Annotated in this window: 23 protein-coding genes; 3 read left to right on the top strand and 20 right to left on the bottom strand. The window is 49.2% G+C overall.

Translation table 11 applies throughout. The annotated features are described in order from the left end of the window. Positions 1-3 precede the first annotated feature (3 nt). The 9 genes from V5J77_RS10235 to V5J77_RS10195 all read right to left on the bottom strand — a co-directional run bounded on the left by V5J77_RS10235 (position 4) and on the right by V5J77_RS10195 (position 8,573). A complete protein-coding gene (locus tag V5J77_RS10235) occupies positions 4-405 on the bottom strand; it encodes a cell division initiation protein (RefSeq protein WP_338555670.1) in 402 nt (133 codons plus the stop codon). A 20-nt stretch (positions 406-425) separates the two neighbouring features. Then, a complete protein-coding gene (gene rsmH, locus V5J77_RS10230; RefSeq protein ID WP_338555669.1) occupies positions 426-1,376 on the bottom strand; it encodes a 16S rRNA (cytosine(1402)-N(4))-methyltransferase RsmH in 951 nt (316 codons plus the stop codon). Positions 1,377-1,453: 77 nt separating this feature from the next. Beyond that, positions 1,454-1,891 carry a division/cell wall cluster transcriptional repressor MraZ gene (gene mraZ, locus V5J77_RS10225; protein ID WP_338555668.1) on the bottom strand — a complete coding sequence of 146 codons (438 nt, stop codon included), beginning with the start codon at positions 1,889-1,891 and terminating at the stop codon, positions 1,454-1,456. 189 nt (positions 1,892-2,080) lie between these two features. After that, a complete protein-coding gene (locus tag V5J77_RS10220; protein WP_338555667.1) occupies positions 2,081-3,124 on the bottom strand; it encodes a DUF4349 domain-containing protein in 1,044 nt (347 codons plus the stop codon). Between the two features lie 170 nt (positions 3,125-3,294). After that, on the bottom strand, positions 3,295-4,554 hold the full coding sequence (locus V5J77_RS10215) for an adenosylhomocysteinase (protein WP_046230404.1): 1,260 nt from the start codon (positions 4,552-4,554) through the stop codon (positions 3,295-3,297). A gap of 27 nt (positions 4,555-4,581) precedes the next feature. After that, positions 4,582-6,222, bottom strand: a complete 1,641-nt coding sequence (gene bshC, locus V5J77_RS10210) for a bacillithiol biosynthesis cysteine-adding enzyme BshC (protein ID WP_338555666.1) — start codon at positions 6,220-6,222, stop codon at positions 4,582-4,584. A 174-nt stretch (positions 6,223-6,396) separates the two neighbouring features. Continuing rightward, on the bottom strand, positions 6,397-6,792 hold the full coding sequence (locus tag V5J77_RS10205; protein ID WP_338555665.1) for a DUF3397 domain-containing protein: 396 nt from the start codon (positions 6,790-6,792) through the stop codon (positions 6,397-6,399). A gap of 13 nt (positions 6,793-6,805) precedes the next feature. Continuing rightward, positions 6,806-7,810, bottom strand: coding sequence for a 2-dehydropantoate 2-reductase (locus V5J77_RS10200; RefSeq protein ID WP_338555664.1), 1,005 nt, complete (start codon positions 7,808-7,810; stop codon positions 6,806-6,808). A 109-nt stretch (positions 7,811-7,919) separates the two neighbouring features. Beyond that, positions 7,920-8,573 carry an RsfA family transcriptional regulator gene (locus V5J77_RS10195; protein WP_338555663.1) on the bottom strand — a complete coding sequence of 218 codons (654 nt, stop codon included), beginning with the start codon at positions 8,571-8,573 and terminating at the stop codon, positions 7,920-7,922. 365 nt (positions 8,574-8,938) lie between these two features. Between V5J77_RS10195 and V5J77_RS10190 the strand changes: the two genes are divergently transcribed. Then, complete coding sequence (locus V5J77_RS10190) at positions 8,939-9,175, top strand: DUF2626 domain-containing protein (protein WP_056041661.1); 237 nt, start codon at positions 8,939-8,941, stop codon at positions 9,173-9,175. Between the two features lie 269 nt (positions 9,176-9,444). Beyond that, entirely contained in the window at positions 9,445-10,536 is a 1,092-nt protein-coding gene (locus V5J77_RS10185) for a hypothetical protein (protein ID WP_338555662.1), read from the top strand. Here V5J77_RS10185 and V5J77_RS10180 read toward each other — a convergent pair. After that, positions 10,531-11,814 carry an extracellular solute-binding protein gene (locus tag V5J77_RS10180; RefSeq protein ID WP_338555661.1) on the bottom strand — a complete coding sequence of 428 codons (1,284 nt, stop codon included), beginning with the start codon at positions 11,812-11,814 and terminating at the stop codon, positions 10,531-10,533. The genes V5J77_RS10185 and V5J77_RS10180 overlap by 6 nt on opposite strands. A gap of 194 nt (positions 11,815-12,008) precedes the next feature. Next, a complete protein-coding gene (locus tag V5J77_RS10175; RefSeq protein ID WP_338555660.1) occupies positions 12,009-13,340 on the bottom strand; it encodes a PhoH family protein in 1,332 nt (443 codons plus the stop codon). A 117-nt stretch (positions 13,341-13,457) separates the two neighbouring features. Here V5J77_RS10175 and V5J77_RS10170 point away from each other — a divergent pair, with 117 nt between their 5' ends. Further along, positions 13,458-14,087, top strand: coding sequence for a YhcN/YlaJ family sporulation lipoprotein (locus V5J77_RS10170; RefSeq protein WP_338555659.1), 630 nt, complete (start codon positions 13,458-13,460; stop codon positions 14,085-14,087). On the opposite strand, the gene V5J77_RS10165 is transcribed toward V5J77_RS10170, so the two are convergent. The 9 genes from V5J77_RS10165 to V5J77_RS10125 form a co-directional block, all read right to left on the bottom strand. Then, positions 14,084-14,299, bottom strand: coding sequence for a hypothetical protein (locus V5J77_RS10165; protein ID WP_338555658.1), 216 nt, complete (start codon positions 14,297-14,299; stop codon positions 14,084-14,086). The two genes, V5J77_RS10170 and V5J77_RS10165, sit on opposite strands and share 4 nt — an antisense overlap. An 81-nt stretch (positions 14,300-14,380) precedes the next feature. Then, complete coding sequence (locus V5J77_RS10160) at positions 14,381-15,439, bottom strand: LCP family protein (RefSeq protein WP_338555657.1); 1,059 nt, start codon at positions 15,437-15,439, stop codon at positions 14,381-14,383. Between the two features lie 128 nt (positions 15,440-15,567). Continuing rightward, entirely contained in the window at positions 15,568-15,891 is a 324-nt protein-coding gene (locus V5J77_RS10155) for a YlaH-like family protein (RefSeq protein ID WP_046230392.1), read from the bottom strand. 32 nt (positions 15,892-15,923) lie between these two features. Then, complete coding sequence (typA, locus tag V5J77_RS10150; protein WP_338555656.1) at positions 15,924-17,765, bottom strand: translational GTPase TypA; 1,842 nt, start codon at positions 17,763-17,765, stop codon at positions 15,924-15,926. Between the two features lie 58 nt (positions 17,766-17,823). Continuing rightward, positions 17,824-18,306, bottom strand: coding sequence for a hypothetical protein (locus V5J77_RS10145; RefSeq protein WP_046230390.1), 483 nt, complete (start codon positions 18,304-18,306; stop codon positions 17,824-17,826). Between the two features lie 245 nt (positions 18,307-18,551). After that, on the bottom strand, positions 18,552-19,229 hold the full coding sequence (locus V5J77_RS10140) for a TerC family protein (protein ID WP_338555655.1): 678 nt from the start codon (positions 19,227-19,229) through the stop codon (positions 18,552-18,554). 176 nt (positions 19,230-19,405) lie between these two features. Then, the gene (thiI, locus tag V5J77_RS10135; RefSeq protein WP_338555654.1) at positions 19,406-20,635 is read right to left on the bottom strand and encodes a tRNA uracil 4-sulfurtransferase ThiI; all 1,230 of its coding nucleotides are present in this window, start codon (positions 20,633-20,635) and stop codon (positions 19,406-19,408) included. 2 nt (positions 20,636-20,637) lie between these two features. Further along, positions 20,638-21,792, bottom strand: a complete 1,155-nt coding sequence (locus V5J77_RS10130; protein ID WP_338555653.1) for a cysteine desulfurase family protein — start codon at positions 21,790-21,792, stop codon at positions 20,638-20,640. Positions 21,793-21,956: 164 nt separating this feature from the next. After that, positions 21,957-22,631, bottom strand: coding sequence for a lytic transglycosylase domain-containing protein (locus V5J77_RS10125; RefSeq protein WP_338555652.1), 675 nt, complete (start codon positions 22,629-22,631; stop codon positions 21,957-21,959). Positions 22,632-23,040: the final 409 nt, after the last annotated feature.

Genomic DNA, 23,040 nt, shown 5'->3' with positions numbered 1-23,040 from the left:
TCCTTACTCACCCATTGCAGTAGCCGTTTCCTCTTTGCCTGTATTAACCGTTATTCCCGGCTGATAATTGTTGACCATCCCTTGGCTTTCCGCCATTTTCCGAATAAACTCCGGATCGCTCAACATTTCAACCTGCTTCTTCAGCTCTTTCAGCTCGACGTTTACCGCTTCATATTCACTGGTCACATGTTTAATTTCCACACTCAGTTTATAAATTTCGGCATACCTGAAAATAATAACGCCTGCAACAAGCACGCATGCTATTACAGTAAACAGGTACAGCAGCTTTTCCTGCATCGTTAACGTTTTTCTTTTGACGACCACCCGTTTGTTTTGCTTAATTGCTGGCTTCTGCTCCGGCTTTCTCTTCGGCTGCAGAGCCAAATTCCCATTCGTATAGGCCACTCCAGAACCTCCTCAAGATCTCACAATTTTTCTGCGATTCGCAGCTTGGCCGAACGAGCACGTGGATTGGACTCCAGCTCCTGCTCACTCGGAACGATCGGCTTGCGGTTTACTAACCGAAGCTTTCCTGTGCCGCCGCATACACATTTCGGAAAATCCGGCGGACAAGTGCATTTTTCTAAAAGGCTCGCAAATAGTTGCTTGCAGATTCGATCCTCAAGGGAATGAAACGTTATTACAGCCGCCCGGCCCCCTGGATTCAGACAGCGAATCGCCTGGGCCAAAGCTTCTTCCTCCGCACGCAGCTCATCGTTGACTGCGATCCGCAGCGCCTGAAACGTACGCTTGGCAGGGTGTCCGCCTGTGCGTCTTGCGGCCGCAGGGATGGACAGCTTGATGAGCTCCACAAGCTCTCCCGTTGTCTCAATCGGCTTGCTTTCCCTCGTCTTGATAATCGTCTTGGCAATGGATCTGGCAAACTTCTCCTCGCCATAATGGGATAAAATCCGCGATATTTCGCGTTCATCCCATGTATTGACGATTTCATGCGCGGTCATAGCCCCGCCTTGATCCATCCGCATATCAAGCGGCGCGTCATGATTATAGCTAAAGCCGCGCTCCGCCTCATCAAGCTGAGGGCTCGATACGCCAAGGTCAAACAGGATGCCATCGACTTGAGGTACGCCGCCCGCAACCGGCACATCGCAGGTGAGCAGCATTTGCTCCAAATAACGGAAATTACTTTTCACAAGTGTTACTTTATCCAAATACGGTGCAAGCCTGATCTTTGCGTGGTTCAGCGCAATATCATCCTGATCAAAAGCGATTAACCGTCCTCCCTCGCCCAAACTCGACGCAATGCGTTCACTGTGTCCCGCCCCGCCGAGCGTGCAATCGACGTAAATGCCGTCCGGCTTAATGGCCAGGCCGTCAACCGCTTCCTCCATAAGTACTGTTACATGCTGAAACACGCAATTGCCCTCCCGTTCTTGTTGCCCTAGTCATCGTTGTCCAGTTCCATCATTAGCAAGCTATTGAAATCGTCCGTTTAAAAGTTGAAGTCAAAATCGACCAGCTTCTCGGCAATTTCATTAAAGGTTTGCTCAGACTCTGTATAGTAGCCGTCCCAAACCGCCTTGCTCCATATTTCTACCCTGCTTGAAACCCCCAGAACCATACAATCCTTATCAATTTTCGCGTAATCTCTAAGATGTCCCGGCAAGTTTACCCTTCCCTGTTTATCCAGCTCGCATTCGGTTGCCCCGGAGAAAAAGAACCGAGTGAACGCCCTTGCATCTGCCTTCATGAGCGGAAGTGATTTGAGCTTCTGCTCAAGCACGGTCCATTCGCTCATTGGATAAACAAATAAGCAATTGTCGAGACCGCGGGTGGCAATAAAGGAAGCGCCTAGTGAATCACGGAATTTGGCTGGAACGATAAGCCGACCTTTGTCATCAACGCTGTGCTGATATTCGCCCATGAACATAAGATCGCCTCCACCCTCTCTCCCTAATTCCCCACTTTGCTCCACTTTCCCCCACATAACATAGTGTAATTCGCCATACAACAATAAAATCCTGCTCATAGGAGCAGGATTTTATTAAAATGTTTGACCTTATTAATAAATAATCATCTTACCGTTCGTATCCAGCAATTCAAGCAAGCTTGTTGCGCTTTATTGCTGCTCCTGCTCCGGCTTTGCAGGCGGTGTTTTGGCGCGGGAACGCCGTACAAACCACCAGATGACCAGCCCAATGATTACAGGAATAACGAGTGCAGGCAGCGCTCCCGCGAGGAAGACGAGCAGCCCTTGAAGGACGTTCCATGTTCCCTCATAGCTCGTTTTAAAGGATGCCGCCATCTTGCCGCCTAGCGATTGCTCTTCCTTGCCCGTCTTGAACGTACGATCAATAGGCTGATACAGCCTTAGCTCAATCGTGGAGAAAGCTACATTTTTGTCCAAATAACGCGTACGCCCTTTAATTTGTTCAATTTCCTCCTGTACCTTTGCAAGCTGCTGCGAAAACTTGACCAGGTCATCCGCCTGCTGCGCCTTATCCATGAAGGAAAGCAGCCTTTGCTCCACCACCTGCTTCGCCTTCAGCCTCGCTTCCAAATCGACGTATTCCTCCGTCACATCGGTTCCTTTCAGCTCGCGCTCCAGATGCTTGTTCTCGATTCCCTCCAGCCGCTCCACAAATGACATAAACCCTTGAGCCGGCACTTTAATCGTATAGCTTGCTCCCTGCTCATTGCCATACTGACCATCCTGAAAAGCAAGAATGTACCCGCCAGCCTGATGGATGGCATTACGCAGCTGCTGGGCCGCCGCCTCATAATCGTCAACCTCCATCGTCATTGTAGCCGTATAGATCAGCTTTTGGTTAAACGCTTCCCCACCAATAGCCATGCTGTCTATCGGACTGTCTGCCGGGGCTGCTGTTAACGATTTATTGTCTAAAGCTTTGCTCGTTTCCGCATCAGCAGCCGCACTATCACTCATGCTTAAGCTGCTCTGCTCCTCAAGCTTGACGCTGGAGCTCTGGGCTGTGCCCATTTCCGTCCCGGTGTTTGCAGACGAACAGGCCGAAAGCAGCAGCATAATAGCAAGCATGAGCGATGTCGGCAGTAAAATGAATATTTTATTTACACAGCTTTCTGTTGCGCTTTCCTTTGCGCTTTCTTTCATTCTCCATTTTGTTTTCTCTATTTTGTTCATAAAAATGGCCCCCTTTGCTCTAATTAACGTCCTAGACGTAAATTTTGACAAAAGGTTGCTTAATTGGAAACAAAAACAGCCGCTGCCACCGCGTTTGAGCGGCAGAAGCGGCTGTTCCTCTATTTCACCGTTTCAGTGTTTCTTAGTTGCTACACGTTAAGGGGCTGAGATTAAACGTTCCAGCTATCCTGATATGCAATTTGCTCTGCTGTAAGCGTATCAATGCTGATACCAAGCGACTCCAGCTTGATGCGTGCTACGCTTTCGTCCAGCTCATAAGGCAAATTAACTACTTTTTTGCCCAGTGCTTTATATTGCTCGTTTACATAACGAAGCGACAGTGCTTGAAGCGCAAACGTCGTATCCATAATTTCTGCCGGATGGCCATCGCCCGCTGCTAAGTTGACAAGGCGGCCTTTGGCAATGACATAAATGCTTCTGCCATCCTCCAATTGATATTCCTCAATGTTGTTGCGAACGGTGCGCACATTAGTAGAAAGCGCCTTAAGCTCCGGAATATTGAACTCCACATCAAAATGTCCGGCGTTCGCCAAAATAGCGCCGCCCTTCATCACCTTGTAGTGCTCGCCGCGAATATTGTCACGGTTGCCTGTAACTGTAATAAACACATCGCCAAGCTTGACCGCTTCCATCATCGGCAGCACAGTGAAGCCGTCCATATGTGCTTCAACCGCACGAATTGCATCCACTTCCGTAACGACAACTTTGGCGCCTAGTCCTTTGGCACGCATAGCTACGCCTTTGCCGCACCAGCCGTAGCCTACAACGACGACGGTTTTGCCAGCAATAACGAGGTTCGTCGTTTTGTTCAGCGAGTCAAATACCGATTGACCGGTACCATAACGGTTGTCGAACAAGTATTTGCAGTAAGCATCATTAACTGCAACCATTGGAAGCTGCAGCGTGCCATCCTTCTCCATTGCTTTCAGACGAATAATACCCGTCGTCGTTTCCTCTGCGCCACCACGCAAATTTTCACGCAAATCCGGGCGGTCTTTGTGCAGCAGCGTAATCAGCTCGCCGCCGTCGTCAATTATAAGATCCGGCTTCGATTCGATTGCTTTAATAATCAGCTCATTATACTCTTCCGGGCTAGGATTATGCTTTGCAAAAACCGTAATGCCGTCTTCTACCAGCGCCGCACAAATGTCATCCTGAGTAGATAACGGGTTGCTGCCCGCAATTGTAACCTCCGCTCCGCCAGCCTTTACGACTTTAGCCAAATAAGCCGTTTTCGCTTCCAAATGCAGCGCAATCGACACCTTCAAGCCTTTGAATGGCTGCTCCTTCTCAAATTGCTCACGAATGCTCGAAAGCACTGGCATATGAGCGCTGACCCAGTCAATTTTCAAATGCCCTTCAGGGGCAAGCTTAATATCACGAATAATACTTTTATCAATTGTACTCATGCGTATATTCATCCTCCAAATTTAAATTTATAAATAAATGATTTGATGACCGCCTAGCGGGGAAAACGGAGCCTCCAGCAGCTTGTCGAGCCATGAAGTTCCGTAACGATTCCAATAAGCGGTCATATTCAATACCCGCTCCTGCGGTTTTCCGCTCGGCCACAAAGACAGCGCAATACGATCCAGCTGGCGAATAGCTGCCTCGTACTGCTTCTCATGGGCATCCCTCGTGCGCGTCTCAAGAAAAGTGATTTGCTCGATGATTTTCTGACGGTTCGTATCGCCGAGCTTGGCAAGACCCGGCTGTATCGAAGCAGCCAAATCCAGCAGCGGCGCGTATAAATCCTCAAACGCCTGCTTTGCTGCGGCAAACTTCTCCTCTATGGACAGCTGATCCTGCTCTGCCAGCCATTGCTGCTTGCGCTCCTCAAAGCGCAAGGCCACATCCTCAAGCGTCAGCTCGTACTTGCCCATATGCTTGGCAACTGTACCCTCTACAAGCGTAAAGGATATGCGTGGCAATACAATCGGCATTTCCATATCCAGCTTGCGGAAAGCTTCCCCAGTTATTGCCCAATAAGCAATTTCAGCGGCGCCTAGTACCGTCCCTAGCACCGGGAACAAATAATCCTGCATCAGCGGGCGTGTCAGCACATTGTTGCTGAGCTGCTCTGGCTGCTGCCGCGCAATGTCCAGCAATTGCTCCTTGGATAGCGAAAAATCGCCCTTGCGGCTTTGAAAGCTTCCTTCCTGCTTATATAGCAGCGTTCTCTCCTGCCCTTTCTCTGCTTGGAAAACAAACAAATTAGAGCTGCCGGGCGTTACATCAACCTGCAAAGGATAGCCAAGCTCCTTCACCTGATTGGCGGCAGCTGTATACGCCTGCTCCAGCTCATCGTTGTGCGTGATCAGCTTCTCGAACAAAGGGGCCTCAAGCCTCCGCAGCTGTGGATCATCAGCATCCATGAGAACGATGCCATGCTTGCTTAGCAAGCAGCTGATTACACCGGCAAACATTTCTGATAGCGACTGTGCTTGCTCCGTAATCTGCCTAAGCTGCTGAACAATTTCCGGCTTAAAATCAGAATGTGGCAGCGCCTGCTCCAGCTCGGATAGAAGTGCCGCCCACGTATCCGATTCAATAGCGGTACGGCTAACCGATGTTCTTGCCCCTTCCGGACGGGCAGCCGCCAGCTTGCGCAGCCCTTGATCAGCGGTCAGCACATAGGCATGATTCGCTTCGTCCCAGTCATGATCCTCTCCAGCAATCCAAAATACAGCAGCGACCTTTCTCCCAAGCAGCTGCTCGGCATGACGGGCTGCGCCGATAATGGATACGGCTTTATGTATAACTAGAAGCGGTCCCGACCATAGCCCTGCCTGCTGACCGCCAACGATAACGGGCGCGCCTTCCGCAATCGCATCAATGGCAGCCAGCGCCTCGGGCGCAGCGTTCCATTTGCTATTGTAATCGCGCAGCACCGCTGCGACTGAAGCAGCATCCGCCCTTGTGCCCGCTGATTGTGCAAGCCGCTTGGCACGCAGCTCCCAATCGCCCTTGCGACCCGGATGATAGCCAAACAAGGACTCAAGCCTTGAGTCCGTTAGGTTAACATAGGCGTCGGTGAGCGGCTGAGTGCTTGGTAATGAATAAGTTTCGGTAGACATAAGCCACCCCTGCCTCCTAATTGAAACCATATATTTAAGCGTAAACGCTTATGATTCTGCCTGTAACAGACAAATTAATTGTACACAAGTTATAGGGCGCGCGTCAAAAAGAAAAACAGGCCTTTGCAAAAAGACCCGTTCTGAAGCCATTAGCAGCCTAATTACAGTCCGCCATTATATCGAAAAAATAGATTGCCCGATGGCAATAAACATAAGCAGCAGATAAAGCATGCTCATCGTGAAAAATCCAAGCCGCCATACGGCGCGAAAAATTCTTTTCACATTGACGCTGCCGCGCTTGCGGAACTGGGCATTGCCCAGCAAGCCGCCGCCAATTAGCATAATCAACAAAATGCCATACAAACCAAAGGAATTATTGAACAAGGAATCAAGCAATACCGCCACACAGCCGATCAGCAAAGCGGTCGTTATATCCATCGCCAGACGAAAGGCTTTTTTGCGGTCTCGTATAATAGCTCCGTAGCCAAAATAAATCAAGAGAAAAGGTATTACTGGAATAACCGCCATATAAGCATAAAAATGCTTGATGCTCTCCCATATTATCCCCATCCGTATCGCCTCCCTATAGCCGTTCATCCTGCAAATGCCGTACCATTTCGCTCATGGCATCGTTCAGCGGCGATTCCATGCCACCACGTCTAGCTAGGCTGGAAACGCCCCCATTTATCCACTGTACTTCAGTAGGACGGCCTGCCCGTACATCGCTAAGCATTGATGACACGTTGGCGGAGGTAGCTTCGCAAACAGCAAGCACGTTCTCCCAAGCGCCCTCGCCAAGCTCTGCCCCGCCAGCCACACGTAAAATCTCTTTTGTTTCCTCATATAAAGCGCGCATAAGCCGCAGCCTCGCCGAATGCTGTGGCAGCTCGCCGTTCGTCACATCAAATATTGCTGTAAGCGGATTAATAATTGCGTTAATGAGGAGCTTCTCATAAACTCGATTGTTCATTGTCTTCGACAGCAACACCGTAAATCCTGCCAATTGCAAGGCATTTTGCAACATAATTTGATGATTTTCATCCCTTTTGCCCGCTGCTTGACTATTTAAAGACGATGGGCCGAGTGCAAGCTGTCCTTTGCCGGTATGCCTTACCGTTCTTTCATCTTGGCGCAGCGCCCCTTCGGTCGTAACGCCAATAAATAATGGCAGCCCCGGAAGCTCCTCTGCCGCCAGCTCCAGATGTCCGATGCCATTTTGCAAAAAAAGAACAGCCGCAGCAGGCGCCGCGAGCTTCCTTATAGCTCGAAGCAGCTCTCTCGTCAAGTCTGCTTGCTTGACGGCGACGATGATCCAATCTGGCGCCTGCCGCCCCGTGCAGTCAGCCTCTGCTTCAGCTGCTGCCGATTCTAGGCTTCTGCTATGTACACTTGCTATTTTTACAGCATGCCGTGACGCTTCTCTGGCTCCTCCTGCTTCGCCTAACTCCAGCAAGCGAATGCCTTCTTCTGCCAGTAGAGCGGACTGACGCTCCGTTCGCGTCCATACCGTAACCTCAGCTTTCGTAATGGCCAGCCTCGCTGCATAAAGCAGACCCAGCGCTCCCCCGCCTACTAGAGCGATATGCATTCCCTCTACCCCCTGCTTCCTTACGCTTCCTTACGCTTTCTTCCATTATACGCATATCCTTTAAAGACGCCAACAGCCCACCGAATCAACCGGCGGGCTGTTATCAATTCTATTCAATTCTCTCCAGGTTGCCATTGGCATCCATCTTGAAGCGCGGCTTCGCTTCCTCATCATTCGTCAGCACGGCAAGCCGTCTGGCACGGTCCATAATTTGAATTAACGTTTTGTAATCATCATTGACGGTGTGGTAATCACTTTGAGCGTTGTTCACCTCACGAGACAATCTTTCATTTTCGCCCCGCAAACGGCCAAGCTCCTCTTCCTTCTCTCTCAGCTCTTTCTCGAACGACTTGAGCTGACGTCCCACATCGTGATACGTTGTCTTGATTTGACGCAGGAAACGAATAACCGAATCAATGGAAAGCAATTCTTCCGTCGCTTGCGATTCCGCCTTGAAGCCTCTCTCCTCTGTCGCCTCATAAGCCGGCAGCGAAGATACTTGCGGAGTTGCCGCTATCGCTTGTTTTTTCAAATAATTGCGTTTCTGCCGCTGTTGCTTGGCAATTTGTATAGCTTCTTCATAACGCTTGCGAACACAGCTGTTCCAGCGGAATCCACATGCTGCGGATGTACGGCCAATCCGCTCCCCTACCTCTTCGAAAGCTCCAAGCTGGGTACTGCCTTCTCTAATATGGCGCAGGGTCACTTCGGCGAGAATTAAATCGTCGTCTGGACTCCACGCATCTTGTCTGACTGCTGTCATGCAACCAAAACCTCCTAACGTAAAGACGCTTACCTTATATCTATGCCCTTGGTAGAGTTCATAGAATCTATTGGATACTAAATTGTATAACCATTTTTTCAAGCCCTCATACATATTCGGACTGTTTCTGGTGCAAACTTATGCAGAAAGCATATTTTCTTCACAATAAAGGTTGTCCTTAGCCAAGCAAAAAACGACTTTGTCGTCCTTCTGGCGGGACGTTTCGCTCCGAGAACTATAAGCGCATTTTTAGGAGCAAACTAATTCATGCTTATATTTTGAAATAGCAGGTTTACACCTATTTGTACAAACGTTATAATAATCTGTAGAAAATCGTGTCCAAAGCGAAAGGGGGATATACAGATATGGCACGTATGTATCGGGTTTTGGGCTTTTGGACCCTTGTTATTGGCCTTATGGCGTTTGCTGGGCATATGACAGAATTTGCATTATTGTTTTTTGCCCAAGCAGTAGCCTTCGTATTTCTAGGCTATTTGAACTTTACAGAAAAAACGTACATCGTTATGTTCTGGGGCTACATGATTATTGCATTTGGAGGCTTTACATATTGGACCGTGTTCCAAATGGGCAATCCTTTCTAGAGGAAACGCGCCGCGCTGTCAAAGGACAGCTTTCGGCCGTTTCACCTTGTGTCCGCTTTAATGTTGGCAAAAGACGGCGTGATCCTCATGGGTCCGCCGTTTTTTGATGCGCTAAATAGGCTGAATATACTGAAATGCCGCGATTATTGCCCTATAGTCCTGTTCATGCCTTTCCAAATGTAAGATATAATAAAATAATTCGCTGCATATAATGGTGGCTGTAGGATATCAACTTCCCTTTATATAGCCAAGAAGAGAGGAGGCCGAGCGTGGCATTTCAAAGCTTTCCTACACGGCTTGCGCTGATTACGCTGATGGCTGGCATGCTGACCCTTTGGTGTGTGATGCCTGCTTTCGCCGAGCCCTCCAATAGCGAGGAAACCCGGCTGCTGCTGGAAAAAAGTCTGTCAGTCGTTGAAATGGATAATGAAATCAAGCGCATCCAGATACAACAGGCCGACCTGACCAAAGAAACAGCAAGCGCCAAGCAAGCGCTGGAACAACAGGAGCAGCAAATCGAACACAAACGCGAGCAAGCCGGTAAAGTACTGCGTGCATATTATATGGGCGATCGGGATATTTGGCTGACCGCTTTGTTATCAGCACGATCCATATCGGATTTTTTGATGGTCATGGAATATGCGGATTTGATTTTCGCGCATGACCGCGATGTGATGAAGCTGTACAAGGAGGAATATGCTCAGCTCGCACAAGGAATCGAGCAACTCGGCAAGAAGCAGCAAGAGCTCGCCTCAATCGAGCAAAGGCTCACAGAGCAGCGTACCAGAGTGCTTGCGCTGCAGGAGCAAATAGAAGGTGGACTTGCCGGACGCTCGGACGCCGACAAGCTGCGGCTGATGATGGAGGAATTAACCAGCTACTGGGAGTCAATTGGCCTTTATGAAGTCAAACAGCATTTCAGCGCCTTATCCAAAGCGATGCGGAAGCTGCCTGATTGGCTGCAAAATAATAAGCAGTATTTGGAAACTAGCGGCCTTACTTACACGATACGTATTCCCGAAGATGCCTTGAATAAGTTTCTACGGGAACAAGATGATCGCTTTGAGCAATTTTCCTTCTCTTTTGAGGATGGCTCCTTAACTGCATATGGCAAGCGGGATGCGCTGGAATTAAGCGTGAGCGGCCATTATACAGTTGAGCAAGAGCCTCGCAATGGCATTATTTTTCATGTAGACGAGCTTTTATTCAACGGTCTATCGTTGCCTGACACGACGAAGCAGGAGCTGGAGAAGCAATTTGACCTTGGCTTCTACCCCTCCTTCATTATTTCCTTCCTGCAAGCAACCGATGTGGAAATTAAAGACGGTGAGCTTATCGTAACCTTGCAAGTTAAGCTATAGGGGTTTCCCTATAGCTTGTATAGTTTGGATAAATGCTTTCATCGTGATTTCACCTTCTACATATTGCTGCCAAAGCAGCTGCGTATGCAGGAAGCGCTCGTGCCAGTCAGGATCGGGCGGCTGAGCGGAAGGCTCGCCATTGAGCACCTTAAGCCACCATTGCGGTGGACCTCCGGCTTTCGCCGTACCGCTTTCTATACTATTTTCGCCCCCTGTATACAAGGAGTTTTTGGCGGGCAGCTTCCCTGTTAAAGCATAGCTTTGCTGCTGCCCGCCAATCTCCACCATTTCTTTAATCCACGTAAACGCTTCTTCTTTCATTTCACTCGTTCCCGCGACGACATAGCTCCTGCTTCCAAGCCACACATCATGCATCGCACCTTTATCAAGCAGCAGCTTATTTTGCTCCTTCGCGGAAAGCTTGCTGTAAATGGACCAAGGAATACTTGCAGCGACGATATGCCGTTCCTCCATTTGCGTGCCAATGGACAAGCTATAATCTGCCAAAGCTGACGAAGTAATTCGTCCGGAAATCGAGTCTAGGCGTTTTAGCTGTTCCTGCACAGCCTTGCTGTCAAATTTCAAATAGGACGCTCCAGCCCCTTCTCCTGCAGCTGTCCATTCGTCGAGCCAAACTAGCAGGGATGCGACATTATGAGGCTCTACATATAGCGCCTGCCAAGCTTTTGCACCACTTTCCAGCTTATGAAGCAGATTGGTAAAAGCACTCCAATCCGCTGGCGGCTTCGATAAGCCTGCATCAGCGAGCAATGTCTTGTTCCACACGGTCACATAGGGATTGGCATCAGCAGGGATACCCCACAAATAGCTGTTCCACCTCAGCGGATCAAGCAGCCTCGCGGGCCGCTCTGCCATCGTGTCAGAGGTGCTTGGGACATCGACGGGATTCAACAAGCCGCGTACTGCAAACTCGCGTACCCATTCGCTATTCATGAGCATTATATCGGGTGCCGCTCCAAGCTCCAGTGCTTTTTTCCACTGAGCATAGCCATCGCCTTCATCCGCAATATTCGTCAGCTTGACCATTGTATTGACATGCTTCATTTGATAGCTATTTGTCGCTTCCTTAAGCTTAGAAAACTCATCCTCAGCCATGGAAACGGTTACATTTAAAATTTGCGATTGATCTGCCTGCTCTTCTCCGCCCGCCGGCTCGGCATTCGTATCTCTATTTAAATTTTCAGCCCGATTGAGGGTGCTATCGCTAAAGTTTAATAGAAGAAAAATAATAATGAATAAAGCCAATACCGCTGTCATTGTAGCGTATTTCCTAATCGACACAGCAACCCTTCCCCTCCGCCATCATCTCGGCACATTTTATATCATAGCAATTAATACAAGTATTGTCCAAGTTAGTAGAGAGCGGGGATTGATGGAATAGATGAAGGCACAGAGAAAAGGACTGCGCTTTTTTCGTCGCAGTCCACTTATGCAAAACTATCATTCAGCTCTTAAAGCAAATCAGCTGCCAGTTGGGCAAGCTTGGAGCGTTCGCCCTTCTCCAGTGTCATATGGCCGCTGATGCCTTCTTTTTTGAAATGCTCCACAATATGCGTTAAGCCATTGCTTGTCGCATCCAAATACGGATGGTCGATTTGCTCCGGATCGCCCATGAGGACGATTTTGCTGCCTTCTCCTACGCGTGATACAATCGTCTTCACCTCATGCTTGGTCAAGTTCTGCGCCTCATCAATAATAATGAATTGGCCGGGGATAGAACGACCGCGAATGTAGGTCAGCGCTTCTACTTGAATACTACCGAGACCCATCAATATTTTTTCAATATCTCCGGATTTTTTCGTATCGAATAAATATTCCAAATTGTCGTAGATCGGCTGCATCCAAGGGCGCAGCTTCTCCTCCTTCTCTCCTGGTAAATAACCGATATCCTTGCCCATTGGTACGACCGGACGAGCAATTAGCAGCTTTTTGTATTTATGCTCATCTTCTACCTTGAGCAGGCCAGAAGCTAGAGCAAGCAGTGTTTTGCCTGTACCAGCTTTACCCGTTAAGGTGACAAGCGGAATTTCATCGTTAAGCAGCAATTCCAGCGCCATGCGCTGCTGAGCGTTGCGGGCCGTAATGCCCCACACTGGATCATTGCTGAGGAACAGCGGTTCCAGCTTCAAACCATCCTGCGACACCTTAAGCAGCGCGGATTTGGAGGTGCCCATTTCATCTCGCAGTATGACGAATTCATTCGGATTCAGCCTGCTGCCAAGCTGTAAATTTTTCACCGTCAAAAACCGGTACGAATAAAACTCGTCAATAATCGAAGGATGAACGAACAACGTCACATAACCGGCGTATACATCAGAAGGCGCTACAATGCGGTCAGACATGTAATCTTCTGCCATTAGCCCGAGCACATCCGCTTTAATGCGGACGAGCACGTCCTTACTCACTAGCACGACAGAGCTTATTTCCTGACGATCCAATTGCTCTAAATGATAATTCAGTGCTACTGCCAGTATTCGGTTGTCATTGGACATCTCACCGAACATTTCCTGCACCCGCACGAAGCTGCGGTGATTTAATTCTACCTTGAGAATGCCGCCGCCAGGCAGCGGAATACCTTCGTGAAGCCGCCCTTGCTCACGCATTTTATCGAGCGTGCGCGAGATAGAGCGGGCATTGCGGCCAAGCTCATCAGCCAATCTTTTCTTGGAGTCAATCTCTTCCAATACCACAGCGGGAATGATTACTTCATTATCGCCAAAGGCGAAGATCGCTTGCGGATCATGAAGCAGCACATTTGTATCGAGCACGAATATTTTTTTCATGAAAAAACCCTCCCGGCGTGGACATTCAATTGAAAGGCCTATACATAGCGATACTATACTGCGGGCACACTAGGTTCTGACATAACGATCTGCAACAAGAAAGACGAGGTGGCTCACGTGTATAAACGGTTATTGGTTATAATCGCAATCGCTGTTATTGCGGCTGGTTGCAGCACCGTCAAGCGAAACGAAATGGCATCACCCTCTCCACATCAAAATCATGCGAATGGCGCAGTAAAGGCGCAGCAGCTTGCGGAAGATTCCATTAAACCATTAAAAACAAATAAGGAAGTTGCTGAGCATCTTGAAAAGCTGGCAAAAGGCGTTCGCGGCGTAAACAATGCCCATTGCGTCGTGCTGGGCAAAACAGCCGTTGTCGGCATTGATATCGACAGCAAGCTGGATCGCGCACGTGTCGGTACGATTAAATATTCCGTTGCCGAGGCTTTCCATAAAGATCCTTACGGCATGGATGCTGTCGTAACAGCAGATATGGATGTCTCTCAGCGGTTGAAGGAAATGGGAGCCGATATTCGGCGCGGAAAGCCGATAACGGGCTTCGCTGAAGAAATGGCCGATATTATCAGCCGCATCATCCCGCAAATACCACGCAATGTAACGCCACATCAACCGGAGCAGCCTCCGTCACAGACGCAATCGCACACCCAATCTCACATGCAGGAGCACGAGCATCAGCTCCGTGAGAAGCAAATTCAAAAGCATGCAACGAATGTGGACAAGCATTAACGCTCATGCAAACGCACAGAAAGCCTGACGATCCTTAGATCGTCAGGCTTTCTTATAGACGTACATACTTGTTCATGAGAAGTATAGATAACCGATACGGCTGTTGGACAAGCTGCTGCCGTCATAGCCACGCCTGCAAAGCCACGCTTAAAACGAGGCATGCTATCAGCTTCGATGATTTGCTCGAAATTGGCGGCTAGGAACACGGTCATCAGCATGACCTCCTTCTAACAGGAATAGCATTCGGTATCCTTAGCTCCTATTATAGCCATTATTGAATCCAACGTCTATGGTTATTCAGCCATTTTTGCCTGAAGCACCGCACGTGCTTCTTCAAGGGATGTAGAATCAACATATACATATGGGCTCTTCCATGTTCCACTTAACGCTTGGAACGCAATGTCGGAGCTGCCCATGCCCAAATATGTACTCAGCATATTTTTAATTTCGGATGGAGGCATATCGAGCGTCAAATTATTGCCGACTGCCCCGATGACCTTATCATATTTCGTAACGCCCTCAAACGATTTCATTTTATCAAAAATCGCTCCGATGACTTCCATCTCCCGGCGATTGCGGTCAAAGTCGCTGGACTCAGCCGTTCCCTGATTCGATTTGCGATAGCGCACATAATCGAGGGCATTTTTTCCATCCAGCACCTGCTGGCCCTTGCTCAAATTAATGTTTGTGCCATCGGCCGTATCTCGGTAACGCATATCCATCTCAACATTCACCTCAACGCCATCAAGCGCATCAACAACGTCGGTAAAGCCTTTAAAGTTAATAATACCGGTATACTTCAAATCAACGCCAAAATATTTCGACAGCATATCACGAATTTCTTTTTTTGCTTCCTTCTCTGCCGCTTCTTTGTCCATTTTTTTCTCGGTGCGGGCATTATTGAAGAAAGTACTGTAATTCGCATTCGCCTTCCGCTCGCGATACCCGTCTACTTGCAGCACCGAATCACGTGGAATCGAGACGACGGAAGCTGATTTTGTATTCGGATTAAAAATGGCGACCAGCATAACGTCGGTATTTAAACCTCCGCCATTTTCACGAGAATCAATACCGAGCAGCACCATGCCCGTAGGTTTTTTCTTAACGGACTCCTCTTCTGGAACGACGATATTATTCACTGTACCAATCGTATCAACCGCATTGGTAGCGACGTAAGCAAGATAACCGACATAAAACATAATTAGAATAAGAACAGAAAGCACGGCAAACATAATTTTGATCCATACGCTGCCTTTTTTCTTTTTCTTCTTAGGCTTTGGAGCTGTTTTCTTCGCACTACCCGGCCTGCTTGCAGCCGTTCTTGGGGGTAATCCTTTAGAGCCTTCGGTCATAGCAACCACCTTCAAATCCGTTGTATTTCGTTTCTGCCTTGTTACGCAAAGAAGCAGCGATACCCACGAATTCTCGCGGATATCGCTGCTGTAGAAGGCAGATCCGATCTTAAGAACACGCTAACGTCTCATATGCCGTTACTTCCGGAGTCTGATTCCTTTACAGCGTGCTTGCCTGCCCGTTTACTTTGCAGCTTGTCATACAGCTGGCGACCGCGAAGCATAAGCATCATTAATACAGCAATTCCCATACATTGAATAATCGGCAGCGAATCCACCTGTAAAATCCAAAGCACGAAAGAACCGAATACGATCAAAATGTACACCAGTACTTCCTTTAAAATTGGCAGCTTCGCATTATTCGCCCGAAACACGGTATTGAAAATATAAATCGTGAATCCTAATATGAGCAAATAAGAAACGACCCAATGTTCACTAAACCATTGCTGCATGCCGTTAAACCTCCAATCAGGCGGCTAGCGCCTTAAACGCCAGCTTGTGATGTTTTGCGTTGTTTTTCTGCACGCTCGCGTTCGCTTTTGTTCAAGATTTTTTTGCGAAGACGAATCGACTTCGGCGTAATTTCGCAATATTCGTCATCATTCAAATACTCAAGCGCGCTCTCCAGGGAGAACAGACGAGGCGTTTTGAGCTTAACGGTATCGTCTTTACCAGCGGAACGAATATTCGTCAATTGTTTTTCTTTACAAATGTTAACGACAATATCGTTGTCACGCGTGTGCTCGCCAACGATCATGCCTTCGTAAATTTCAGTACCTGGCTCCAGGAACTGAATACCACGATCCTCTACGCCCATCATGCCATAGAAAGTCGATACGCCATTCTCAGTAGCGACAAGCACGCCTTGGTGACGGCCGCCAACACCAGAGCCGGCAAGCGGACCGTAGCTGTCAAACGCATGGTTCATAATGCCGTAGCCGCGTGTAAGGGTAAGGAACGACGTACGGTAGCCGATAAGACCGCGAGCAGGGATGATGAACTCCAAGCGAACTTGGCCTGTGCCATTGTTCACCATATTGACCATTTCAGCTTTGCGTGAGCCAAGGCTCTCCATAACCGCGCCCATGCTTTCTTCCGGCACGTCAATGATCAGACCCTCGTAAGGCTCCTGCTTCACGCCGTCAATTTCCTTAACGATTACTTCCGGCTTCGATACTTGAAGCTCAAAGCCTTCACGACGCATGTTCTCGATCAGAATCGTCAAGTGAAGCTCACCGCGTCCCGATACGATAAAAGCATCCGGGCTATCCGTTTCATCTACGCGCAAAGCAACATCCGTCTCAAGCTCCTTGAACAGACGCTCGCGGAGTTTACGGGAAGTAACCCATTTGCCCTCGCGGCCAGCAAAAGGACTGTTGTTGACAAGGAACGTCATTTGCAGCGTTGGCTCGTCAATTTTCAGTACCGGCAATGCTTCCGGATTTGCTGGATCAGCAATCGTCTCACCGATGTTAATATCTTTAATACCTGCAATCGCTACAATGTCGCCAGCGCCTGCTTCTTCGATTTCAATCCGTTTCAGACCTTGGAAGCCGAACAGCTTCTCAATTCTAGCCTGCTTCTTGCCGCCATCGCGCGTCATAACGGCAACGGTTTGTCCTTGACGAACGATACCACGGTTTACACGGCCCACCGCAATACGCCCCAAGTACTCATTATAATCAAGCAGCGTCACCAAATATTGCAGTGGCTCCTCTACATTCTCTGTTGGGGAAGGAATATGTTTAATGATAGTTTCATACATCGCTTCCATGTTCTCATCTTGTTTGTCAGGGTCAAGGCTGGAAGTCCCCATCAATGCGGAAGCATAAACGACATTAAACTCCAGTTGCTCATCACTTGCACCTAGCTCGATGAACAGGTCAAGCACCTCATCCACAACTTCTGATGGACGAGCATTAGGACGGTCAATTTTGTTCAATACGACGATAGGCTTAAGGTTCGATTCCAATGCTTTGCGCAATACGAATTTCGTTTGCGGCATGCAGCCCTCGAAAGCATCAACGACGAGCAATACGCCGTCAACCATTTTCATAATACGTTCAACCTCGCCGCCAAAGTCAGCATGTCCTGGTGTATCAACGATGTTGATCAAATAATCTTTGTACGTAATCGCAGTATTTTTCGCCAAAATGGTAATGCCGCGCTCACGCTCTAGATCGTTGGAGTCCATCGCACGCTCCTGAACCGCTTCGTTCTCACGGAAAGTTCCTGATTGCTGAAGCAGTTTGTCAACCAATGTTGTTTTGCCATGGTCAACGTGCGCGATAATCGCGATGTTCCGAATGTTCTCTCTTGCTTGCATAACTAATAATCCACTCCATTTGTCTAATTTTGTATAATCCTAACCGATTGCTTGCCGTCTACCAGCGGGATCGTTTCCCCATCATCATCCATGCTCCGGCCGCAATCAGGATAATAGCAATCGCATATATCCCCCAGCTCCAAACGAGCGCCAAAATCAGCAGTACAGCCGATGTAACAGCGAGAATGGCGGAGGCGTTAAAAAAAACGCGTTCACGGGATGCGCCGAACAAGTGGTACTCGTACAGCCCAACCGCTACACCCGTTATAAACAGCGGCCAAACATATTTGAGCGTATCCCATCCGAACATGATACAAAGCATGAACAATATCGAATAAACGATCAGCATGCCTCCCGGAATAAGCACAACTGCCGGAAACAACCTGCCGAAATACAGCACATGCAGCAGAATTCCCGGAATAAGAACGAGAAGCGGCCAAAAATTGGATCCCAAAAAGCTGAACACACCCAGTTTGCCAAGCAATATTACGATACCAGCCAGCAGCACAATAATTCCAGCGGAATATTTGTTATTAGGCATCCGCGCTTCCGCTCCTTACAACGCCTTACGCATATCCTGACGAAAGACGACAGTTTTTATCTTTACTAGTTTAAAGGAAGTGAAGTGAAAATACCAGTGCAACTATGGCAACATGAAAAAAAAATTAGCAAAGCGCCCGAAACGCCCTCTCCCTGTGGGAGTTTTACAAAATCAACAAACGCCGATACTGTCGTTTTGTCCCTTTTCGAACTTCTGCCGTCGACTCCTCTGGCAATCATATCGGCTTAAGACATCGCCGAACGGCGCATCAGGATGCCGATAATAATGACGAAGGGGATGCTCAGCAGCGGAATCGCCTGAGTAGCGGTGGCTGAGCTGCTGAATAGCAGACGGTGCATGCCTGGATCATGCACAAGCATGCCTCCAGCTGCAAAGCCGAGCAGACCAGCGCCAATATAAATAAGCGAAGGAAATTTTTGCAGCAGCTTCGTCAGCAAATGGCTGCCCCAAATGATCATCGGAATGCTTAAAGCGATTCCTATAATCAACAGCATCGTCTGTCCTTTCGCCACGGCCGCTATGGCGAGCACATTATCAAGGCTCATAATAAAATCAGCCGTCACGATTGTCCATACCGCGGCGAGCAGCGAGGTCGCTCGGCCAATTTTATGGGAAGCTCCGTCTTCGTCACCTTGCTCGCCCGCATCCGCTAGCAGCTTCACGGCAATATAAAACAGCATTACAGCGCCAATGGCCTGCAAGAACGGAGTCTGTAGCAAGGAAATCGCCGCCAGCGTCAGTACACAGCGCAGGACGACAGCAGCCATTGTTCCCCACCAAATCGCCCGCCTGCGCTGACGCTCCGGCAAATTTTTGCTCGCCATTGCAATTACAATAGCATTATCGCCGCTGAGCAGAAGATTAATCAGAATGATCTGCATAAATATGAAAAAGCTTTCCATTATACTCGCCCCCTATACTACCACCTGTATGTCCAAGCTGGGGCGAATATGCCGGAAAGCCTAAAGCGGGTAACCCTGCTCTCCAGCCTCTTAACAAATAAAGACCGCCTTACCCTTTTCATGGTGAGACGGCCGATGTGTAGAAGCGGCTTGCAGCATGCCGCTATTCGTTGCTATTAGAACCAGCGGTCTTCCCCGGCACCTGCTTCGGCTTCCGTGTCTTCTGGCGTAATCATCAGCACTTCCGTTTGCTCCGCGGCTTGAACCAGCAGCTGATTCAGATTTTTTTGCTCATTCAAATAACCTTCAACCTTTTCCACAAACCGCAATTTCGGATTAATGCTGGGGGATTTCGGTAAAAACAATGTACAGCAATCCTCATAAGGCAAGATCGAGGTGGCAAACGTGCCCAACCGCTCCGCCTCATTAATAATTTCCTGCTTGTCCATCATAACAAGCGGCTTAAGCAGCGGCAGCTCGGTCGCCCGCCCAATGACGTCCATGCTTATGAGCGTCTGGCTTGCTACCTGACCCAAGCTTTCGCCTGTTACAATGCCATGGGCGCCACTAAGCTCCGCAAGACGCTCCGTAATGCGAAGCATCGCCCGGCGCATCAGCGTAATAATAAGCGGGTCCTGTCCCGACTGGGCAAGCGTCGTCTGAACCTCCGTAAAAGGCACCAGATGCAGCTTGAGCGGGGCGCCGCTATAATAAGAAAGCCTTTTTGCAAGCTCAATCACTTTTTCCTTCGCCTTCTCGCTTGTAAACGGATAGCTGTGGAAATGAACCGCTTCAAGCTCCAGCCCTTTGCGCATCGCCATCCAGCCCGCTACCGGACTGTCAATGCCGCCAGACAGCAGCAGCATCGCCTTGCCGTTCGTCCCGAAGGGGAAGCCGCCCGGACCGTCTACGACCTCGTTGAAAATATAGGCCGCTTCCTCCTGAATATCCACCTTCAGCTCCACCTCGGGCATTCTGACGTCCACCTTCAAATTTTCCAGCGCGCGCAGCACATGCGCCCCAACCAAATGGTTCATCTCCTGTGACGTATGAGGGAACTTCTTCCAAGCACGCTTTGCGCTTACTTTAAAGGTCGCTGGCTCCTGCGGGATAGCCTTCATCAGCGCAAGCGCTGCTGCCCGAATCTCCGCAAGCTCCGGCTGAACGCTTACGACTGGACTAAAGGTGGAAATACCGAAAATGTCCTTGACCTTTTCCGCGATGAGCGCATAATTTTCCCCGTTCAAATTAATATAAAGGCGGCCGAACATTTTCGAATACGTCAGCGCGGTAAAATCCTTCAATCGCAGCTGAAGCTGCTGGAGCATCCGTTTCTCGAACATCCCGCGGTTGCGTCCCTTCATAGCCAGATCACCGTAGCGAATAATCACTTTATCATACATCATTTTTACCTTGCGCTCCTTTCAAGCGGCTTAAGCTTGCTAATGGTAAGGCGCAGCATTTCGCACAGCTGTGAAATATGTTGCTCCGCATGCTCGTCGCCCAGACTAATTCTCACGCCGCTGGCTGCCCGTTCCTGCCCGAGCCCCATCGCAAGCAGCACTCGGCTCGGCTTATTGTCGCGCGAGGAGCAGGCTGACTTCGTAGAAGCGATAATGCCATGCTGCTCCAGCATGTGAACGATGACCTCCGGCTTCATGCCCGGATAGGAAAAATGGACAATGTGCGGAGCCATGCTCTCCGGCGCTCCGCCATTTAAAATCAGCTCCGGCGCAGCCTCAATGAAATCCGTCAATTGCTGACGCAGACGGTACATCCGCACGCGCCGCTCCGGTGCCGATTGCATCGCCATGCGCAGCGCCTTCGCTGAAGCTACGATGCCGGGCACATTTTGCGTTCCCGCGCGCATGGCCTGCTCCTGCGAGCCGCCTGAAAGCAGCGGCGTCAGGCTTACACCCTCGCGGACATATAAATAGCCGACCCCTTTGGGTCCGCGCAGCTTATGCGCAGAGCCGCTGAGCAGATCAATGCCCCAGCCTCGCAAATCAATCGGCAGCTTGCCGATGCTTTGCACCGCGTCCACATGCCATAGCGTGCGCGGATGCGCTTGCAGCAGCTTGCCAATGGCTGCGAGCGGCTGCACACTCCCTACCTCATTATTCACATGCATAATGCTGACGAGAATCGTGTCGTCGCGAAGCGCCGTCCGCAGCGACTCCAGCTTTACCTGCCCCGACTTGTCAACGGGCAAATAAGTGACCTCGAAGCCTTCCTGCTCCAGCTGCTTGAACGTATCGTAGACAGAGGCATGCTCCATTTGGGTCGTAATGAGATGCTTGCCGCGGCTCTGGTACTGCTTTGCCGCTCCTTTAATTGCAAGATTGTTGCTCTCCGTGCCCCCAGAGGTGAACAGCCACTCCTCAGCCTTTACACCAAACAGCTCGCCAAGCAGTGAGCGTGAGCGCGAAATTAGCTTATCTGCGTCTGCACCGGCCTGATGAATGGATGAAGGATTCGCATAATGCGCCTTCATTACCTCAGCCAGCGTATCAATTACCTCCTCATAAGGCGGCGAGGATGCGCAATGATCGAAATATAACATATGCCGAACGTTCCTTTCCTACTAGAAAAAATAAAAAGATCAGCGACGGCAAACGGGTTGCCATTCGTGATCTAAAAAAAGTGCTTTTACAGCCTTAAGTCTGCGAAAAAATAAAGGTTCGCTAGTTTGTTGACAAATGCGGGTACTCATTTCCTCGCAGCTCCTTAGTATCGTGCTGCTTGTACTTTCACAATATACCGCTGCGTTTCCTCAGGAAGCTTGTCCAAATTCGCCATCAGCTCGCTGTCTGTCGTAATACCGAGACGGTCAATACGACCTGGGCCGGCATTGTATGCGGCTAGAGCTACTTGCTCATTGCCATTGTATTTGCGTAGTAGAAAGGATAAATAACGGGTTCCGCCATTAATATTTTGCTGCGGATTCATAGAATCCGTTACACCAAGGCCGCGTGCCGTCGCGTCCATTAGCTGCATAAGCCCTTTGGCCCCTGCGCCGGATACGACATCTGGCTGGAAGCCGGACTCTGTGCGAATGACGCCGCGGATCAAGGCGGGATCTACACCGTATTGAGCGGCTGCCTGTGCAATCATCGCATCGTAGTCAGTCGAGCCAACTGCAAACGTCTCGCCCTCCGCCTGATAAGCGTTATTCATGCTGGCAAGCTGTGCCAGCGCCTCGGACGCCTGAGCGGATACATCCGCGTCTTCACTTGAGCCGTTCGAAGCTTCATGCATATATTGGGACAGCAGCATGTCGAACAACGAGGTTACACTTTTATCCTTATTCGTGCCTAGCGGATTTGCTGCTGTCTTAAAGTCAAGATTAGGAGCAAGCTGCGTCTTGATCATTTGCTTCATAATGCGCGGATCGATACTCATAATTTCCTCCTTGAACCAAATCGCTTGGCTCTGCTGGTCTAAGCGTAAACGGCCGAAGCCGTCCATTGGCGGCAAAGTAACCGTTTCGCGATAAAAGATAAGCTTATCTATAAGGGAAAACTTACAAATGCTTATATTTAGAAAGCTCTATAATGATGTATCGGTTTTTATTGTACATGTTTTTACCCCTATTCGCCAGCAAATCGTAAAATACGCATGTTTACTCTATCGGGGGATTAGCGCATCACCAAGCAAAAACGACTTCGTCGTCCTTCTGGAACGCGTGAAGAGCTTGCCTTAGAAATATAAACCTATTTATAAGTGAAAAACATATACATTCTTATATTTGCACAAAAACAGCCTCCAAAGTTTGCTTCGAAGGCTGTTCGTTTCTATTTTAGAGCTTATT

It is taken from the genome of Paenibacillus sp. KS-LC4 (genome assembly GCF_036894955.1).
Taxonomy (GTDB): Bacteria; Bacillota; Bacilli; order Paenibacillales; family Paenibacillaceae; genus Pristimantibacillus.
This window is presented reverse-complemented; position numbering and strand designations above follow the sequence as displayed.